Source organism: Xanthomonas sp. SI (genome assembly GCF_014236855.1).
In the GTDB taxonomy this organism is placed as follows: Bacteria; Pseudomonadota; Gammaproteobacteria; order Xanthomonadales; family Xanthomonadaceae; genus Xanthomonas_A.
In genome coordinates this window covers 1,798,463-1,817,202 of sequence record NZ_CP051261.1, presented here as the reverse complement: position 1 = coordinate 1,817,202, position 18,740 = coordinate 1,798,463, and the positions used below count along the sequence as shown (strand labels likewise).

Sequence of the window (18,740 nt, the reverse complement as noted above, 5' to 3'; positions counted from 1 at the left end):
CAGCCATGAACGCTCACGCATCCACCGTCCCGTTCGGCGGCACCGATCTCGCTCCCGACCAGTTCCTGACCTTCCTGCTCGGCAAGGAGATGTTCGGCGTCGGCATCCTCGGCATCAAGGAAATCATCGAATACCGCACGCCGACCGACGTGCCGATGATGCCGCCGGCCTTGCGCGGGGTGATCAACCTGCGCGGCGCGGTGGTGCCGGTGGTGGACCTGCAGCAACGCTTCGGCCGCTCCGCCAGCGAGGTCACCAAGCGCACCTGCATCGTCATCGTCGAAGTCGCCAACGGCAACGAGCGCCAGGTGCTGGGGCTGCTGGTGGACGCGGTCAGCGAAGTGCTGGAGATCGCCGCCGCCGACATCGCCCCGGCCCCTGCGTTCGGCGCCGGCATCCGCCGCGATTTCATCCACGGCATGGGCAAGGTCGGCGAACGTTTCGTGATCCTGCTCGATGCCGATGCGGCGCTGTCCACCCAGGAGTTCGTCGCCATGGCCGGCGTCGAGTCGGCTGCCGAGGAAGGCCTGGCCGCCTGAGTTTCCCGCGCGGCGTGGCGCCTCGCGCCGCGTCCACCTTGCCCACCGACGGAATCCGCATGTCGCTCGCCCCCGAAATCGCCACGCTCAGCCAATTCGGTACGGTCCTGGTCGTCGACGACAGCCATGTCCAGCGCGAGCATGCGCTGGCGCTGTGCCTGCGGCTGGGCGCGGTGGCGGTGGAGGGCGTGCCGGACGGCCATGCGGCGCTGGCGCGGGTGAGCCAGGGGCCGGCGCCGGGGCTGTTGATCGTGGATCTGGAAATGCCCGGCATGGACGGCGTGCAGCTGCTCGATGCGCTGGCCCGCTGCAACGTGCGCGTGCCGATCGTGGTCGCCTCGCAACGCGGCTCGGCGCTGATCGACTCGGTGCTGCAGGTCGGCCGCGCCAGCGGCCTGCAGGTGCTGGCCGGCCTGGAAAAGCCGCTGCGCGCGGCCGAACTCGATGCGGCGTTGCAGGCGCACCCGCAGCCGCTGCCGGCCGCGCGCAACGACGCCGGCGCCGGCGATCCGACCGACGCGGCGATGCTGCACGAGGCGCTGCGCCGCGGCGACATCGAAGTGGCGTACCAGCCCAAGGTGGACATGCGCAGCGGCCAGGTCAGCGGCGTGGAAGCGCTGGCGCGCTGGCGGCATCCGCAGAACGGGCAGATCGCGCCGGACCGCTTCATCGCCCTGGCCGAACGCGAAGGCCTGATCCATGCGCTGACCGCCAGCGTCGCCGACCAGGCGATGGCGCGGCTGGCGACCTGGAAGCAGTCCGGCTTCCGCCTGACCCTGGCGATCAACGTGTCGCCGTGCCTGCTGCAGGACCCCGGGCTGCTCGACGAACTGCAAACGCAACTGCGCCGCCACGGACTGGTGCCGGCCGACGTGATCCTGGAGATCACCGAAAGCTCGCTGGTCGAGGCCAGCGCGCTGGGCATGCTGGCACGGCTGCGGCTGCAGGGCTTCGGCCTGTCGCTGGACGACTACGGCACCGGCTTCTCCTCGCTGCAACAGCTGACCCGCATCCCCTTCACCGAACTGAAGATCGACCGCATCTTCGTGCACGACGCGCACCGCAGCCGCAATCTGCGCACCGTGCTCGAATCGGCGCTGGGCATGGCCCAACGGCTGGGCCTGAGCACCGTCGCCGAAGGCATCGAAACGGTCGAGGACTGGCAACTGCTGCAGGAACTGGGTTGCGACCTGGGCCAGGGCTATCTGCTGGCGCGGCCGATGGGCGGCGGCGCGCTGACTACCTGGCTGCTCGAGCACCAGACCCGGCTGCAGGAACACGGCCCCACCTCGGCGCAAGCGCCGCACCACTGACTCCCGGACCACCATGACCAGCACCGACACCATCACCGAGCAGGAATTCGGCAGGTTCCAGCGCTTCATCTTCGACGCCGCCGGCATCACCATTTCCCCGGCCAAGAAGGCGATGCTGTGCGGGCGCCTGGGCAAGCGCCTGAAGGCGCATTCGCTGCAGACCTACACCCAGTACATGAAGCTGCTGGAAAGCCGCGAAGGCAGCGGCGAGGTGCAGACCGCGATCGACCTGCTGACCACCAACGAAACCTACTTCTTCCGCGAACCCAAGCACTTCGACCTGCTGCGCAAGCTGGCCAGCGAGCACAAGGGCAACGCGCCGTTCCGCATCTGGAGCGCGGCCAGTTCCACCGGCGAGGAGGCCTACAGCATGGCGATGGTGCTGGACGACACGCTGCAAGGTCGCGCCTACGAAGTGGTCGGCACCGACATCAGCACCCGCGTGCTGGCCAAGGCGCGCACCGGCCACTATCCGCTGCAGCGCATCGAGCACATGCCGCCCGCCCTGCTCAAGCGCTACTGCCTGAAAGGCCGCGGCGAATACGAAGGTAGCCTGCTGATCGACCGCAAGCTGCGCGACAACGTGCGCTTCCTGCACGCCAACCTCAATGCGTCGCTGCCCAACCTCGGCCAGTTCGATGTGATCTTCCTGCGCAACGTGATGATCTACTTCAACGGCCAGACCAAGCGCGAAGTGGTCGCGCGGGTGCTGTCCACGCTCAAGCGCGGCGGCATCTTCTGCATCGGCCATTCGGAAAGCCTCAACGACGTCAACAACGAAGTCGTGCAGGTGGCGCCGTCGGTCTACCGCAAGCCATGAGCGCCCCTGCTGCATCTACAAGGAACGACCGATGACGACGACGATCAAGGCCATGGTGGTCGACGATTCGGCGGTGGTGCGCCAGGTGCTGGTGGCGGTGCTCAACGACGCGCCCGGGATCGAAGTGATCGCCGCGGCCGCCGACCCGCTGCTGGCGATCGAGAAGATGCGCCAACAATGGCCGGACGTGATCGTGCTGGACGTGGAAATGCCGAAGATGGACGGCATCACCTTCTTGCGCAAGATCATGAGCGAGCGCCCCACCCCGGTGGTGATCTGTTCCACCCTCACCGAAAAAGGCGCGCGGGTGACCATGGACGCGCTGGCCGCCGGCGCGGTGGCGGTGGTGACCAAGCCCAAGCTCGGGCTGAAGCAATTCCTTACCGACTCGGCCGAGGAACTCGTCGCCACGGTGCGCACCGCCGCGCGCGCCAACGTCAAGCGCCTGGCCGCGCGCAGTGCCGCGCCGCCGGTGGAAGCGGAGGTCAAGCACACCGCCGACGTGATCCTGCCGGCGCAGGGCGGGCGCCCGTTGGCGCAGACCACCGAACGGGTGATCGCGATCGGCACCTCCACCGGCGGTACCCAGGCGCTGGAGGAAGTGCTGACCGCGCTGCCGCGGGTCAGCCCCGGCATCGTCATCGTGCAGCACATGCCGGAGAAGTTCACCGCCGCGTTCGCCGCGCGGCTGGACAGCCTGTGCCAGATCGCGGTGAAGGAAGCGGCCAACAACGACCGCGTGGTCCCGGGCCGCGCGCTGATCGCGCCCGGCGGCAAGCACATGCTGCTGCGCCGCAGCGGCGCGCAGTATTTCGTCGAGGTGGTGGACGGGCCGCCGGTGAACCGGCACCGGCCGTCGGTGGACGTGCTGTTCCGCTCCGCCGCGCGCGCCGCCGGCGCCAATGCGCTGGGCATCATCATGACCGGCATGGGCGACGACGGCGCGGTCGGCCTGCTGGAGATGCGCCAGGCCGGCGCGCGCACCGTGGCCCAGGACGAACAGAGCAGCATCGTGTTCGGCATGCCCAAGGAAGCGATCAAGCGCGGCGGCGCGGAGAAGATCCTGCCGCTGGGCTCGATGGCGCGCGAGATCGTGCAGCAGCTGACCTAGCGCGGCTCGCCGCCGCCGAAATGCCGTCCCTGTAGGAGCGGCTTCAGCCGCGACAGGCATTACCAATAGAACCTGTCGCGGCTGAAGCCGCTCCTACAATTTCGCTACGGTCCGTGCCGCTACAGCTGCGACTCCACCGGCAACCAGCCGATCACACGCGCCGCGGCACGCCGCCAGATCCCTGCCTCCGGCTCGCGCTCCCAGGTCGTTGGCGGCCGCGCCGCCGCGTCGTGCCAGCGCACCGCCCCATCCTGCAGCGCCAGCCGGTAGCTGACCGGCGCCGACACCTTCGTCCGGTACAGCCGCTCGAGTTCGGCCGCCGCCGCGCGATCGCGGAACAGCAGGCCCATCTCGGTATTGAGATTCATCGAGCGCGGGTCGAGATTGAACGAGCCGATGAAGCCTTCGCGCCCATCGACCACGAACGCCTTGGTGTGCAGGCTGGCGCCGCTGGAGCCGAACAGGCTGCCGCCCGGATCGCCCTGCGGCTTGAGTTCGAACAGCGCCACGCCCTGGCGCAGCAGCGGCACCCGGTAGCCGGCATAGCCGCCATGCACCGCGACCACGTCGTTGGCCGCCAGCGAATTGGTCAGCACACCGACCGCGACGCCGCGCTGGCGCAGCTGGCCGATCCAGCGCATGCCCTCCGCGCCAGGCACGAAGTACGGCGAGATCAGCGCCAGTTCGCGCTGCGCGCGCGCCATTTCGCCGACCAGCCGCGGCGTCATCCAGTCCGCGCGCGGCGGCGCGCCTTCGGCCTTCTCCGGCGGGTCGGACACGATCGACGCCTCGGCGCTCCAGTGGATCGGGCGCTCGCCCTCGACCAGGTTGCGCACGCTGGGCGCCTGCCGCAGGCGCTGCACGTAGGGATGCGCCCGCGCCGAACCCAGGCCGGCATCAATGCTGGCGCGCAGCCTGGGCAGCGCCTCCGGCTCGGCCTGTACCAGCGCGCCGAGCGGCACCGCGGTGCGGCTGTTCCAGTAGGCGTCGAAGATCTGCGCGGCCTGCGCCACCGCCGGCCCCACCACCGCCACATCGGTGTCCATGAAATTGGTGTCGCGCGCCGCATCGAAGTATTCGTCGCCGACGTTGCGCCCGCCCACCACCGCCATGCGCCCATCGGCGATCCAGGCCTTGTTGTGCATGCGCCGGTTGACGCTGAAGAAGCGCAGCACCAGTTCCACCCCGCGCATCAGCGTGCCTTCGCGGGCGCGGGTCGGGTTGAACAGCCGCACCTCGATCAGCGGATGACTGTCCAGCGCGGCCAGCACCGAATTGCTGCCGTGCACGTTCATGTCGTCCAGCAGCAGGCGCACGCGCACGCCGCGGTCGGCGGCGCGCAACAATTCGTTGTAGAGCAGGTTGCCGGTGAAATCCGCATGCCAGATGTAGTACTGCAGGTCCAGGCTGCGCCCGGCCGCGCGCGCGGCCGCCGCGCGCACCGCGAACGCCTCGACGTTGTCGGGCAGGATCACCATGCCGCTGTGCCCGGGATGCGCGGCGGTCAGCGGCGCCACCACCCGGTCGATCGGGGTGTGCAGCGCGGTCGCCGGCAAGGCGTGGCTGGCCGGCCCCTGCGCGCGGTCGGCGAAGCGGCCGTAGCCGTACAGCGCCGCCAGCGAGGCCAGCACCAACGCGGCCAGGGCGATGCCGCTCCATTTCAGCGCCTTCTTCATCTTGCGGACTCCCCATGACATCGGCGCAGTGTAGGCAATGCCCTGTGTAGGCCGCTGCGCGAACGCGCTCACCCCGAGTTGATGTGCTCCTTGCAGTACAAGCGCCGATACGCGGTTGGGGTCATGCCCAGGCGTTGGCGGAAGATGCGGCGGAAATAGCCGCAATCGCTGAAACCGGCGCGCTGCGCGACTTCGTCGACGGTGCAGGTGTTCACCAGCAGCAGTTTCTCGGCAAAGGCGATGCGCTGGCGATGGATCGCCTCGGTCAGCGTGGTGCCGAACGCGCGGCGGTAGATGCGGCCCAGGTAGTCCGGATTGCAATGCAGCTGCGCGGCCAGCGTGGACGCGGTCAGCGCGGTATGGAACTGGGTGCCGATCAGCTGCTTGGCGCGGTACGCCAGCGCCACGCCGGCGCGATCGGAGTCGTGCGGATCGGGCCAGGCGCCGGCCACGCATTGCAGCATCGACAGCACGATCGGCTCCAGCATCGGCAGCGTGCGCCGTTCTTCCTGCTCGGCGAGGAACCAGCGGAACAGGCCAACGAAACGCTCCGGATCGCGGATCGCGGTGCGTTGCGGCATCGACAGCAGCGTCGCCTCGTCCGCGGCGACGGCGGTCGGTGCCAGTTCGAAATGCACCCAGTAGAACCGCAGCTCGTCGGAGAAGCGGCCCAGGCCGGCGTGTTCGCGCCCCGGCCACAGGATCAGCGTCTCGCCGGGGCCGATGTGGAAGTCGTCGTCCTGTTCACGGATCGACAAGGTGCCGCGCTCGACGAAGATCAGTTCGTAGGACTGGATCACCCGCGTCGGGTGCGCACCGACCCCGCGGGAAATGAACAGTCCGCCGTTCTGCACCCGGATCGGATAGGCGACTGCGAGTTCGAGCATGTCGGAAGCGTCTCCCCGCGAGAATGGCACGCTGCACTGCAGCAAACAAAGCGCGGCATCGCCGCGCACGCCGCCGTAGCCGCGCAGGTCGGAATCGTACCGTTTTTATACCGCACCGGCTCTTGTTCCGATGCCGCCGGCATGCGACTTTGCGGTGGCGCCGCATCCCGCGCCCGCCAGGAACCGTCCCGTTGAATGCGACCGCCGTTGGCCCCGTTGCCGCAGGCGCCGAACAGGCCGCCACGCACCGCCTCTCGCGCCTGGAAAAGTTCGGCTACGGCCTGGGCGATGCCGGCGGCACCATCGTCACCTGCCTGATCGCCAACTTCCTCACGTTCTTCTACACCGATGTGTTCGGCCTGACCCCGGCGCTGGTGGGCACGCTGTTCACCGTGCTGCGCATCGCCGACGCGGTGTCCGATCCGCTGATGGGCCTGCTCGCCGACCGCACCCGCAGCCGCTGGGGCCGCTTCCGTGGCTGGCAGCTGTGGATCGCCTTGCCGATCGGCATCGCCTGCGTGCTGACCTTCAGCACCCCGCAACTGAGCTACGCGGCCAAGGTCGCCTACGCCTTTGCCAGCTATTTCCTGCTGTCGCTGTGCTACACCGCGATCAACGTGCCGTATTGCGCGCTGATCAACAGCATGACCAGCGACCACCGCGAAGTGGTGTCGGCGCAGTCGTGGCGCTTCGTGCTGTGCGGCATCGCCGGCTTCCTGGTCTCGGTCGGGCTGCCGTGGCTGGTGCGAGTGCTCGGCAATGGCGATACCGCGCACGGCTACCAGCTCGGCGTGGGCCTGCTCAGCCTGCTGGCGGTGGCGATGTTCCTGTGTTGCTTCTTCGCCGTGCGCGAGCGCGTGCCGGTCAGCCTGCTGGGCGAGGCCGGCATCGGCGAGCACCTGCGCGGGCTGTTGCGCAACGACCAGATGCGGCTGGTGCTGCTGATGTCGTTCCTGCTGATCAACGTGTTCAACATCCGCGGCGGCGGCTATCTGTACTTCATCAGCTACGTGCTCGGCGGCGGCGCCGGCTACACCTCGCTGTTCTTCGCGATGGTGGCGCTGGCCACGGTGCTCGGCGCGATCGTGGTCAACGCGCTGTGCCGCCGTTTCGATCCGCTGGCGCTGTACCTGCACACCAACCTGGCGCTGGCCGCGCTGGGCGTGCTGCAGTGGTGCATGCCCACCGGGCCGGCGCAGCAGACGCTGTGGCTGGGGCTGATCTTCGTCAACTGCCTGGTGCTCGGCTTCGCGCTGCCGTTGCACTTCTCGATCATGGCCTTTGCCGACGACTACGGCGCGTGGAAGAACCGCATCCGTTCCTCCGGCATCAACTTCGCCTTCAACCTGTTCTGCATCAAGCTGGCCTGGGCCTCGAGCGCGGTGGTGATCAGCTACCTGTTCGTGCGCGTGGGCTACCGTGCCGGCGCCGAGCACCAGACCGCCGCCTCGCTGCAGGCGATCACCCTGCTGGAAACGCTGATTCCGGCGGGCATCCACCTGCTGCTGGCCGCGGTGATCTACCGCTGCCGCCTGCGCCGGCCGCTGCTGGCCGAGATCGGCGCCGATCTGGCCGCGCGACCGGTGCACTGACGCCCTTCCCTCTCTCCCTCCCCAGGATCGACTCCTCCATGCCGCTTTCGCTCGCCCCGCCGCCCGAACTCCCGCTCGACCGCCTGCGCATCGCCGACCCGTTCTGGCAGCGCTACCAGCGCCTGGTGCAGGAGGTGGTGCTGCCGTACCAGTGGGATGCGCTCAACGACAACGTCGCCGATGCCGAACCCAGCCACGCGATCGAGAACTTCCGCATCGCCGCCGGGCGCAGCGACGGCGCGTTCTACGGCATGGTGTTCCAGGACAGCGACGTGGCCAAGTGGCTGGAAGCGGTGGCCTACCTGCTCGCGCAGCATCCCGATCCGGCGCTGGAGCGCGATGCCGACGCCACCATCGAACTGATCGGTGCCGCGCAGCAGGCCGACGGCTACCTCAACACCTATTTCACGGTGAAGGCGCCGGAACAGCGCTGGACCAACCTGGCCGAATGCCACGAGCTGTACTGCGCCGGGCACATGATCGAGGCCGGCGTCGCCTACCACCAGGCCACCGGCAAGCGCGCGCTGCTGGACATCGTGTGCCGGCTCGCCGACCACATCGACGCCACCTTCGGCCCAGGCCCGGACCAGCTGCACGGCTACCCCGGACATCCGGAGATCGAACTGGCGCTGATGCGCCTGTACGAGGCCACCGGCGAGCCGCGCTACCTGGCGCTGACCCGCTACTTCGTCGAGCAGCGCGGCACCGCGCCGCACTACTACGACGAGGAATACGAAAAGCGCGGGCGCAGCTTCTTCTGGGGCGGGCATGGGCCGGCGTGGATGATCGAGGACAAGGCCTACAGCCAGGCGCATGTGCCGGTCGCGCTGCAGACCACCGCGGTCGGCCACGCGGTGCGCTTCGTCTACCTGTACGCCGGCGTGGCGCACCTGGCGCGGCACAGCGGCGACGCCGACCTGCGCGCGACCTGCGAACGGCTGTGGGAGAACACCACCCAGCGGCAGCTGTACCTCACCGGCGCGATCGGCGCGCAGAGCTACGGCGAAGCCTTCAGCGTCGACTACGACCTGCCCAACGACACCGCCTACAACGAGAGCTGCGCCTCGATCGGGCTGATGATGTTCGCCAACCGCATGCTGCAGCTGGCGCCGGACAGCCGCTACGCCGACGTGATGGAGCGTGCGCTGTACAACACCGTGCTGGCCGGCATGGCCCTGGACGGGCGCCACTTCTTCTACGTCAACCCGCTGGAAGTGCATCCGCCCACGGTGCACGGCAACCACGGCTTCGACCACGTCAAGCCGGTGCGCCAGCGCTGGTTCGGCTGCGCCTGCTGCCCGCCGAACATCGCCCGCGTGCTGACCTCGCTCGGCCACTACATCTACACTCGGCGCGACGACACGCTCTACGTGAACCTGTATGTCGGCAGCGATGCGGCGTTCGACGTGGACGGACAGACCCTGACCCTGCGCCAGCGCGGCGAATACCCGTGGCAGGAGCAAGTCGAACTGAGCGTGGATTGCGAGGCGCCGATCGAGGCCGCCCTGGCGCTGCGCCTGCCGGACTGGTGCCGCGCGCCGCAACTGCGGCTCAACGGCGAAGCGGTGGCGATCGAGGCGCATCTGCAGCACGGCTATTGCGTGCTGCGCCGGCGCTGGCAACGCGGCGACACCCTGCACCTGGACTTGCCGATGCCGGTGATGCGAGTCAGCGGCCATCCGCGCGTTCGCCATCTGGCCGGCAAGGTCGCGCTGCAGCGCGGGCCATTGGTGTATTGCCTGGAGCAGGCCGACAACGGCACGCAACTGCACCAGCTGCGCCTGCCCGCCGACGCGGCGATCCGCAGCGAACCCGGCAGCGGCACGCTGGCCGGCCAGGTGCTGCTGCAGGCCGAAGGCGAACGCCTGCACGGCCACGACGACGCACAGGCCGACGCCTCGCCGCTGTACCGCTACGACGCGCCGCCGCCGTCGCGGCAGGCGCAGACCCTGACCTTCGTGCCCTACTTCGCCTGGGCCAACCGCGGCGAAGGCGAGATGCGAGTGTGGGTGGACGCGAGCGGCAACGACTGAAGCCGCGCGACGCCGCGCCGCGCGTTACAGATCGGCGAGGATCTGCTGGCGCCGGCGTTCGTACTCCGCCTGGTCGACCAGGCCCTGCGCGCGTAACGCCTCGAGCGCGCGCAACCGCGTTTCCACCGATGCCGCGGGCGGCAGCGGTGGTGGCGCAGCGGCGCGACGCGACGCTTGCGCACGCCGGTCGGCGCGCATCGCCAGCCATACCGCCGCGAACACCAGCACCGGCAGCGCCAGCAGAACCGACATGATCACGAAGTGCCAGATGCTGAAACCGAACATCCCATCCTCCTTGATGCGGCAGGTAGCGCCAGCGTGTTACTTGGCCTTGCCCTGGTTGGCCACCGCTTCGGCCGCCTTCTTCGCCGCTTCCTGATCGCCGAGATAGCGGTAGGACTGCACCTTCAATTCGTCGTCCAACTCGAACAGCAGCGGGATGCCGGTGGGGATATTGAGTTCCAGGATTTCCTCACGCGAGACGCCGTTCAAATACTTGTACAGCGCGCGCAGCGAGTTGCCGTGCGCGGTGACCAGCACGGTCTGCCCGGCCTTCAGCTGCGGCGCGATCGCGTCGTGCCAGTACGGCAGCACGCGCTCGAGCGTGGTCGCCAGCGACTCGGTGGCCGGCAACGCATTGCGGTCGAGCGTGGCGTAGCGGCGGTCGTGCAGCGGATGACCCGGATCGTCGGCGTCCATCGGCGGCGGCGGGATGTCGTAGGAACGGCGCCAGATCTTGACCTGCTCCTCGCCGTGCTTGGCCGCGGTCTCGGCCTTGTCCAGGCCCTGCAGGCCGCCGTAGTGGCGTTCGTTGAGGCGCCAGCTCTTGTGCACCGGCAGCCAGTCCTGATCCAGTTCCTTCAGCGCGCCCTGCAGAGTGTGGATGGCGCGCTTGAGCACCGAGGTATGCGCCACGTCGAACTGCAGCCCCTCCTCGCGCAGCAGGCGCCCGGCGGCGGCGGCTTCCTGGCGGCCTTGCTCGGTGAGTTCCACATCCACCCAGCCGGTGAAGCGGTTATCCAGGTTCCACTGGCTCTGGCCATGGCGCAACAATACGAGTTTGCGGGTCACTGCGACGGTCTCCGTTGGGGGATGCGTGGGTCGTGCGGCCCTGGATTGTAGCGGGATGTGACGGCTGGGAATGGGGAAATGGGAATGGGGGAATGGGAAACGGCCTGGCGTTCCAGCGCGCCTTGCCGTCTGGCGATCTGTCGCGGCTGAAGCCGCTCCTACAAGGCGCGCCGGGCTGGCGCTACGCCGGAACGCAAGCGGATCGGCGCTGACCACCGTCACCCTCTTGTCGAGACCGCGACCTCTCGTCGCCAGGCATCAGGAACCTGCTTCAACGATTCCCCATTCCCGTTTCCCCATTCCCAGCTCCTCCACGCCACAGCCACGACCACCGCGCGATCATCGCCGCATGGACACTCCTTCGCACAATGTCTTCGGCGACTGGGACGGCAGCATCGTGCAGGCGCGGGCGCTGCAGGCCACGCTGGCCAAGCAGGTGCGGCTGCACGACGAGGTGCCGGACCCGCCGCGCTGGCTGGCCGGGTTCGACGTCGGTTTCGAGGACGAAGGCCGCATCACCCGCGCCGCCGCCGTTCTGATCGATGCCGACACCCTGCAACCGCAACAGGCCGAGATCGCCCGCGTGCCGACCTCGATGCCCTACGTGCCGGGCTTGCTGAGCTTTCGCGAACTGCCGGCGCTGCTGGCCGCGCTGGCCCTGCTGCGGCAGCGTCCGGACCTGGTGTTCGTCGATGGCCAGGGCATCGCCCATCCGCGCCGGCTCGGCATCGCCGCGCACTTCGGCGTGATCAGCGGCCTGCCCAGCATCGGCGTGGCCAAGAAGCTGCTGGCCGGACGCTACGACGAACCCGGGCCGCAGGCCGGCGACCGCAGCCCCATCGTGCACCGCGGCGACACTGTCGGCTGGGCGCTGCGCAGCAAGTCGCGCTGCAATCCATTGATCGTCTCGCCCGGCCACCGCGTCGCGGTGGACAGCGCGCTGGACTGGACCCTGCGCTACCTGCGCGGCTACCGGCTGCCGGAACCGACCCGCCTGGCCGACCGGCTGGCCTCGCGACGCGGCGAGGTCGCGGTGCAGGCAGCCGAGAGCGGGCAGTTGTTCTGAATCGAGCCGCTACGCATCGATGCGTTGGGCGCCGCCTCTACACGACGCGCGGCGGCGGCAAGCACCGCCTGCAGCAGCACGATGCGATCTGCCGCCGGCCACGCGGCGATCGCGCGTGGCCGGCGACAGGCATCGCTGGCGGCTAGCGGTTGCCGACGTTGATCCCGCCGTTGACGATCTGGATGTACATGCCGGCCGGGCGTGCGCGCGCCAGGAATTGGCGGTTGACGCCGGCCAGGCCGGTTCCGCCGGCGCAATCGGCCGAGCTCATGCCGATCACGGTGTAACTAATATTGGTACGCAGCGTCGGGCCGGCGATGCGGCCGCCGTTGTTGACCGCATAACATCCGCTGCCCTGCCCGCCCACCACCATCAACGCCTTGGCGCTCCACAGTGAGTTGATGATCACGGTGGGGACATTGATGTCGGCGCTTTGCGCCTGTGTCGGCATGGCGGAAAACGCCGCTATCGCCATCGCCATCGACAGCACGGCGGTGACGGTGTTACTGGATTTCGACGAACGGATCATCAGCTTGTTCTCGCTTGTTGGGGGACGGATGCAGCGAGCGCGCTGCAACGCTGCGGCCAGGACGGCCCCGACCGGCAGCGCCCGATTATTCCGATTCGCTGTTGATAATTTCACCGCAAGTTACAAATTTGCAGACAAAAAACGCGCGCCCTCTCGCACTATGCGATTTCGCTTGTCTGGCATACCCACTACGCATGCCAGTAGCGGTGCGGCGCCGGCGCAGCCCTGTGCGGCATCGCCCCCACGCGGCGCAGTAAACACTCCGGTCCGGGACAGTCCGTCTTGCTGCAACGCTCCCACTTCGGCCATCGCGCATGCGAAGCTCGTGCCCCTGTTCCCAGCTCCGCGAGGCCGCGCATGCCCACCCTGATCGCTCCCCGCGTCCACGACATCGGCGGCTTCGAAGTGCGCCGCGCGGTGCCCAGCCTGCAGGCGCGCAGCGTCGGCCCGTTCGTGTTCATCGACCACATGGGCCCGGCGATCTTCGAACCCGGCCGCGGCGTGGACGTGCGCCCGCATCCGCATATCGGCCTGGCCACGGTGACCTTCCTGTGGTCCGGCGAAATCGGCCACCGCGACACGCTCGGTTCGGACCAGGTGATCCGCGCCGGCGACGTCAACTGGATGACCGCCGGCCGCGGCATCGCCCATTCCGAGCGCACGCCCACGCCGCTGCGCGCGCAGCCGCATCCGCTGCACGGCATGCAGACCTGGGTGGCGCTGCCGAAGTCGGCCGAGGAAACCGCACCGGCGTTCTACCACCACGCCGCCGCCAGCCTGCCGCAGCAGCGCCGCGACGGGGTGTGGCTGCGGGTGATCGCCGGCCGCGCCTACGGCGAGGAATCGCCGGTCAAGGTGTTCGCGGACACGCTGAACGTGGCGCTGGACCTGGACGCGGACGCGGAGATCGACCTGGACACGGGCCACGTGCAGCGCTCGCTGTACGTGCTGGAAGGCGAAGCGCAACTGGACGGCGTGGACATCCCCGCGCGCTACCTGGTGCTGCCCGAAGCCGGCGCACGCGGGCGGCTGCGCGCCAAGACTCCGCTTAAGGCGATGCTGATGGGCGGCGAGCCGCTGGACGGGCCGCGCCACCTGTGGTGGAACTTCGTGTCCAGCTCCACCGAACGCATCGAGCAGGCCAAGCGCGACTGGCAAGAGGGCCGCTTCGGCCTGATCCCCGGCGACGACCAGGAATTCATCCCGCTGCCCGAGCCGGGCAAGTAACGCCTGCCGGCGCGATCGGGCTTGATTCGGCTGCAGCGTCGCGTGGCGCTGCGGCATCCCCTGCTTCGACGCGGCACGGGCGCCGCAGCGGCGAGCGGCCGCTGACTGCGTTCAGGCGAGCGCCTCCCGCGACAGCGCCGGATCGCGTGCTTCCGACCCGCACTCCAATTGTCAAGTGCCGCTCGCTGGGCTATGGTTCGGGCAGCGGCGGGGACATTGCGGCCGCACACCGGGACACGCATTGCGTAGGGGTATGCACTGCACGCGGATCCCGCAAAGGAATGAGGGTGACGTGCCGTGCGGCCTGCGTCGGCGTGCGCTGAAGATCGATACCGTCGCGGCGCGACGGTGCATGGGGACATCGCAAATGAGGGTTGCAAACTGGCTCACCGGCCTGTCGGTCCTGCCTGCCGTACTGGCGGCGGCCACGGCCATGGCGCAACAGGCGCAAAACTGTCCGCAACTGCCGCCGCAGTCCAAGCTGCAGTGGAGCGAGCGCAGCGACAAGGGCTTCATCGTGTGCCGCGCGACGGCCGCCGACGGCCGCCAGGTACTCGGCATGATGCTGACCTCGCGCGACCCGAACATCCCGCTGGCGCGCAACCTGCGCGAAGAGAAAGGCAGCATCGCCGGCGAAAGCATGCATTGGTACCGGCCGGATCTGGGTGGAGTCGACGCGCCGGGCCTGGCCTCGCGCCGGGTCACCGTGGTCGAGCTGGGCAAGGACCACTACGCCCAGGTCTGGATCGATGCCGGCGACGTGCAGGAACTGCAATCGCTGCAATCGCTGGTGCAGGGACTGGACATGCGCCCGACCAGCGTGGCGCTGGATCGCTGAGTCTGGCGACGCTTTTGTAGGAACGGCTTCAGCCGCGACAGGTTCTATCCGTAGAGCCTGTCGCGGCGTAGAGCAGCTCCTACAGGGTTTCATGGGAGTGGCTATCGCCACCCCAGGCCGCTAGAACCGCCCTTCCTGGAAATCCACGAAGGCCTGCATCAGTTCTTCGCGCGTGTTCATCACGAACGGCCCGTGTCGCGCCACCGGCTCGCGCAGCGGGCGGCCGGCGACCAGGATCAGCCGCGCGCCCGCCGTTCCGGCCTGCAACTGCAGCAGGTCGCCGCCGCCGAGCACGGCCAGGGTCTGCGCCGGCAGCTCGCGCGCGGCCTCGCCCTCGCCCAGCGTCGCGGCGCCTTCGTAGGCGTAGGCGAACGCGTTGTGCCCGGCCGGCAGCAGGCAGTCCCAGCGCGCGTCCGCATCCAGCGCGATGTCCAGGTACAGCGGATCGGTGGCCGGCTGGACGATCGGCCCATGCACGTCGCCGACCTGGCCGGCGATCACCTTGACCGTCACCCCAGGCGCCGGATGCGCCAGCGGGATGCGCTCGGGCGCGAACTCCTGGTAGCGCGGCGCGGTCATCTTGTCGCGCGCCGGCAGGTTCACCCACAGCTGGAAGCCGCGCATGCGCCCGGACTCCTGTTCCGGCATCTCCGAATGCACCAGGCCGCGACCGGCGGTCATCCACTGCACGCTGCCCGGGGTCAGCAGGCCTTCGTTGCCATGGTTGTCCTTGTGCCGCATGCGCCCGTCGAGCATGTAGGTGACGGTCTCGAAACCGCGGTGCGGATGGCTGGGGAAACCGCCGATGTAGTCCTCGGCGCGATCGGTACCGAATTCGTCGAGCAGCAGGAACGGGTCCAGCTCGGGCAGCTCGGCGCCGCCGATGACGCGGGTCAGCCGGACCCCGTCGCCGTCGGCGGTGGCGCGGCCACGGATGGTGCGCGCGATGCGCGCGGGGGCGGCGGTGAGGGTGTCGGTCATGCAGGCGATCTCCTGGTGAAGCACCGAATATGGGCGTGCCGCTGCCGGCGGCCAATCGCGATGCGCGCAACCCATCGTTCCATCGCGAGGCGCCGCCCGCTGCTCCCTTCTCCCCTCGGGGGAAGGTGCCCCACAGGGGCGGATGAGGGTCCGGGCGCAGCCTCGTGCACCCAAACTCCACGAGACGCTTCGCACCATACCCTCACCCCAACCCCTCTCCCGATGGGAGAGGGGCTACGGCTGTTCCTTCTCCCACCGGGACCATGGCCCCCTTTTCGGGGGAAGGTGCCCCGCAGATGAGGGTCGGGCGCAGCCTCGTGCAGCGTCCATTAGCGCAAGCTGGTTTTGCGAGGGCTTCGCCTCGTACCCTCACCCCAACCCCTCTCCCGGTGGGAGAGGGGTAATTGACTACGACCAAAGTACTAGGGCCATTGCCTGTCCCGGCATTGACCCCCCAGGCCATCGGGGCGACCCTTGCGGGAATCTTGTGGGGGAGCGATCTGCATGAAAGGGTTTTCCAAACTGGCCTGGGCCGCGCTCGCGGTGCTGGCGGCGTTCTGCCTGGGCACCATCGCCCTGCGCCGCGGCGAACACATCAACGCACTGTGGATCGTGGTCGCCGCGGTCTCGATCTACCTGATCGCGTATCGCTTCTACAGCCTGTTCATCGCCACCAAGGTGATGCAGCTGGACACCACCCGGGCCACGCCCGCCGTGCTCAACAACGATGGCCTGGACTACGTGCCGACCAACAAGCACGTGCTGTTCGGCCACCACTTCGCCGCCATCGCCGGCGCCGGACCGCTGGTCGGCCCGGTGCTCGCCGCGCAGATGGGCTACCTGCCCGGGCTGCTGTGGCTGGTGGTCGGCGTGGTGTTCGCCGGCGCGGTGCAGGACTTCGTGGTGCTGTTCCTGTCCAGCCGCCGCAACGGCCGCTCGCTCGGCGACCTGGTGCGCGAGGAGATGGGCCAGATCCCTGGCACCATCGCCCTGTTCGGCGCGTTCCTGATCATGATCATCATCCTGGCGGTGCTGGCGATGGTGGTGGTCAAGGCGCTGGCGGAGAGTCCGTGGGGCATGTTCACGGTGATCGCGACGATGCCGATCGCGATCATGATGGGCGTGTACATGCGCTACATCCGCCCCGGCAAGATCGGCGAGATCTCGGTGGTCGGGCTGATCCTGCTGCTGGCCGCGATCTGGTTCGGAGGCAAGGTCGCCGCCGATCCGACCTGGGGCCCGGCCTTCACCTTCACCGACGTGCAGATCACCTGGATGCTGATCGGCTACGGCTTCGTCGCCTCGGTGCTGCCGGTGTGGCTGCTGCTGGCACCGCGCGACTACCTGTCCACCTTCCTCAAGATCGGCACCATCATCGCCCTGGCCATCGGCATCCTGGTGGTCATGCCCGACCTGAAGATGCCGGCGCTGACCCAGTACGCGCACAACGGCATGGGCCCGGTGTGGACCGGCGGCATCTTCCCGTTCCTGTTCATCACCATCGCCTGCGGCGCGGTGTCCGGTTTCCATGCGCTGATCTCCTCCGGCACCACCCCCAAGCTGCTCGCCAACGAAGGCCACATGCGCTACATCGGCTACGGCGGCATGCTGATGGAGTCGTTCGTCGCGGTGATGGCGCTGGTCGCCGCCTCGATCATCGAACCGGGCGTGTATTTCGCGATGAACGCGCCGGCCTCGATGGTCGGCAGCGACGTGGTCGCGGTCGCGGCCAAGGTCAGCGAATGGGGCTTCGCGATCACCCCCGAGGTGCTCGAGGCCACTGCCCGCGACATCGGCGAGACCACCATCCTGGCCCGCGCCGGCGGCGCCCCCACCCTGGCGGTGGGCATCGCGCAGATCCTGCACCAGTTGCTGCCGGGCGAGGACATGATGGCGTTCTGGTACCACTTCGCGATCCTGTTCGAGGCGCTGTTCATCCTCACCGCGGTCGATGCCGGCACCCGCGCCGGGCGCTTCATGCTGCAGGACCTGCTCGGCAACTTCGTGCCGGCGCTGAAGCGGACCGAGTCGTGGGCCGCCAACATCGTCGCCACCGGCGGCTGCGTGGCGCTGTGGGGCTACCTGCTGTACACCGGAGTCAAGGATCCGTACGGCGGCATCCGCACGCTGTGGCCGCTGTTCGGCATCTCCAACCAGATGCTCGCCGGCATCGCGCTGATGCTGGGCACGGTGGTGCTGTTCAAGATGAAGCGCGACCGCTACGCCTGGGTCACCATCGTGCCGGCGCTGTGGTTGCTGATCTGCACCACCTACGCCGGGTTGATCAAGATCTTCGACCCGAATCCGGCGCAGGGCTTCCTGGCGCAGGCGCACAAGTTCCAGGACGCGATCGCCAGCGGCACCATCACCGCGCCGGCCAAGACCCTGCCGCAGATGCAGCAGATCGTCACCAACGCCTACGTCAACACCGGGCTGACCGCGCTGTTCCTGTTCGTGGTGCTCTCGATCCTGATCTACTCGGTCAAGACCATCCTCGCCGCGCGCCGCAACCCGCAGCGCAGCGACAAGGAAACCGCGTACGTGGCGCTGCAGCCGCACCAGATGGCGGACGTGTGATGAGCAACGATCTGGTTCCGGTCGGGCAATACCAGGCGCACCGCCGGCTGTGGCGGCGCCTGGTGCAGACCGCGCGGCTGTGCTGCGGCATTCCCGACTACGACAACTACGTGCGCCATGTGCTGGAGAAACACCCCGACCGGCAACCGATGGACTACAAGACCTTCTTCCGCGAGCGCCAGGAAGCGCGGTATGGCGGCAAGAGTGGGTTTCGTTGTTGTTGAAAGGCCGGGATGACCAGCCATTCGGCTGTGGAAAGCCGGGATTGGGGATTTGGGATTGGCAAAGGCGGCAGCGCGGTGCCCGAGGGCATCGCGGCTGCGGAAGGCACGCCATGACGCTCCGGTGCGTGAGCGCGCACTCCGACATGCTTTGAACACGCGCCACCCCATGTAGGAGCGGCTTCAGCCGCGACAGGCAGCACGAAGAAGACACGCACCACGAATGGCGAGACGCTGTCCGGAGCGACTCTCGCCGTCC

The 18,740-nt window shown here is 68.6% G+C and carries 17 protein-coding genes; 11 read left to right on the top strand and 6 right to left on the bottom strand.

Translation table 11 applies throughout. The features are described from left to right. Window positions 1–5: 5 nt before the first annotated feature. From HEP75_RS07390 to HEP75_RS07375, 4 genes are read left to right on the top strand one after another with little or no spacing between them, the layout of a single operon-like run. Window positions 6–539, top strand: coding sequence for a chemotaxis protein CheW (locus tag HEP75_RS07390; protein ID WP_185825978.1), 534 nt, complete (start codon window positions 6–8; stop codon window positions 537–539). A 59-nt stretch (window positions 540–598) separates the two neighbouring features. Then, on the top strand, window positions 599–1,852 hold the full coding sequence (locus HEP75_RS07385; RefSeq protein WP_185815826.1) for an EAL domain-containing response regulator: 1,254 nt from the start codon (window positions 599–601) through the stop codon (window positions 1,850–1,852). A gap of 13 nt (window positions 1,853–1,865) precedes the next feature. Continuing rightward, on the top strand, window positions 1,866–2,672 hold the full coding sequence (locus tag HEP75_RS07380; protein ID WP_185822696.1) for a protein-glutamate O-methyltransferase CheR: 807 nt from the start codon (window positions 1,866–1,868) through the stop codon (window positions 2,670–2,672). 31 nt (window positions 2,673–2,703) lie between these two features. After that, window positions 2,704–3,783 (top strand): chemotaxis response regulator protein-glutamate methylesterase, encoded by a 1,080-nt coding sequence (locus HEP75_RS07375; RefSeq protein ID WP_185815824.1) that lies wholly within the window; start codon window positions 2,704–2,706, stop codon window positions 3,781–3,783. A 119-nt stretch (window positions 3,784–3,902) separates the two neighbouring features. Here HEP75_RS07375 and HEP75_RS07370 read toward each other — a convergent pair whose 3' ends face one another. Both HEP75_RS07370 and HEP75_RS07365 read right to left on the bottom strand, forming a co-directional pair. Further along, on the bottom strand, window positions 3,903–5,459 hold the full coding sequence (locus tag HEP75_RS07370; protein WP_185825977.1) for a phospholipase D family protein: 1,557 nt from the start codon (window positions 5,457–5,459) through the stop codon (window positions 3,903–3,905). A 68-nt stretch (window positions 5,460–5,527) separates the two neighbouring features. Next, window positions 5,528–6,346, bottom strand: a complete 819-nt coding sequence (locus HEP75_RS07365; protein ID WP_185825976.1) for an AraC family transcriptional regulator — start codon at window positions 6,344–6,346, stop codon at window positions 5,528–5,530. 191 nt (window positions 6,347–6,537) lie between these two features. Here HEP75_RS07365 and HEP75_RS07360 point away from each other — a divergent pair, with 191 nt between their 5' ends. Then, the gene (locus HEP75_RS07360; RefSeq protein WP_185825975.1) at window positions 6,538–7,938 is read left to right on the top strand and encodes an MFS transporter; all 1,401 of its coding nucleotides are present in this window, start codon (window positions 6,538–6,540) and stop codon (window positions 7,936–7,938) included. A 38-nt stretch (window positions 7,939–7,976) separates the two neighbouring features. Then, window positions 7,977–9,971, top strand: coding sequence for a beta-L-arabinofuranosidase domain-containing protein (locus HEP75_RS07355; RefSeq protein WP_185825974.1), 1,995 nt, complete (start codon window positions 7,977–7,979; stop codon window positions 9,969–9,971). Window positions 9,972–9,995: 24 nt separating this feature from the next. On the opposite strand, the gene HEP75_RS07350 is transcribed toward HEP75_RS07355, so the two are convergent. Continuing rightward, window positions 9,996–10,256: an SHOCT domain-containing protein gene (locus HEP75_RS07350; RefSeq protein ID WP_185825973.1), complete on the bottom strand. Its 261-nt coding sequence runs from the start codon at window positions 10,254–10,256 to the stop codon at window positions 9,996–9,998. Between the two features lie 36 nt (window positions 10,257–10,292). Further along, a complete protein-coding gene (gene gpmA, locus HEP75_RS07345; RefSeq protein WP_185825972.1) occupies window positions 10,293–11,042 on the bottom strand; it encodes a 2,3-diphosphoglycerate-dependent phosphoglycerate mutase in 750 nt (249 codons plus the stop codon). 349 nt (window positions 11,043–11,391) lie between these two features. Here gpmA and nfi point away from each other — a divergent pair, with 349 nt between their 5' ends. Beyond that, the gene (gene nfi, locus HEP75_RS07340) at window positions 11,392–12,108 is read left to right on the top strand and encodes a deoxyribonuclease V (protein ID WP_185825971.1); all 717 of its coding nucleotides are present in this window, start codon (window positions 11,392–11,394) and stop codon (window positions 12,106–12,108) included. A gap of 142 nt (window positions 12,109–12,250) precedes the next feature. Here nfi and HEP75_RS07335 read toward each other — a convergent pair whose 3' ends face one another. Next, window positions 12,251–12,751: a hypothetical protein gene (locus HEP75_RS07335; protein ID WP_185825970.1), complete on the bottom strand. Its 501-nt coding sequence runs from the start codon at window positions 12,749–12,751 to the stop codon at window positions 12,251–12,253. A 243-nt stretch (window positions 12,752–12,994) separates the two neighbouring features. On the opposite strand from HEP75_RS07335, the gene HEP75_RS07330 reads away from it, so the two are divergent. Both HEP75_RS07330 and HEP75_RS07325 read left to right on the top strand, forming a co-directional pair. Beyond that, window positions 12,995–13,864, top strand: coding sequence for a pirin family protein (locus HEP75_RS07330; RefSeq protein WP_185825969.1), 870 nt, complete (start codon window positions 12,995–12,997; stop codon window positions 13,862–13,864). A gap of 367 nt (window positions 13,865–14,231) precedes the next feature. Continuing rightward, complete coding sequence (locus tag HEP75_RS07325) at window positions 14,232–14,702, top strand: hypothetical protein (protein WP_185815814.1); 471 nt, start codon at window positions 14,232–14,234, stop codon at window positions 14,700–14,702. Window positions 14,703–14,822: 120 nt separating this feature from the next. On the opposite strand, the gene HEP75_RS07320 is transcribed toward HEP75_RS07325, so the two are convergent. After that, window positions 14,823–15,683, bottom strand: coding sequence for a pirin family protein (locus tag HEP75_RS07320; protein ID WP_185825968.1), 861 nt, complete (start codon window positions 15,681–15,683; stop codon window positions 14,823–14,825). Between the two features lie 504 nt (window positions 15,684–16,187). On the opposite strand from HEP75_RS07320, the gene HEP75_RS07315 reads away from it, so the two are divergent. Both HEP75_RS07315 and HEP75_RS07310 read left to right on the top strand, forming a co-directional pair. Beyond that, entirely contained in the window at window positions 16,188–18,260 is a 2,073-nt protein-coding gene (locus HEP75_RS07315; protein ID WP_185825967.1) for a carbon starvation CstA family protein, read from the top strand. Next, on the top strand, window positions 18,260–18,484 hold the full coding sequence (locus HEP75_RS07310; protein WP_064539465.1) for a CstA-like transporter-associated (seleno)protein: 225 nt from the start codon (window positions 18,260–18,262) through the stop codon (window positions 18,482–18,484). Before HEP75_RS07315 ends, HEP75_RS07310 begins: the two co-directional genes overlap by 1 nt. The last annotated feature ends 256 nt before the right edge of the window (window positions 18,485–18,740 follow it).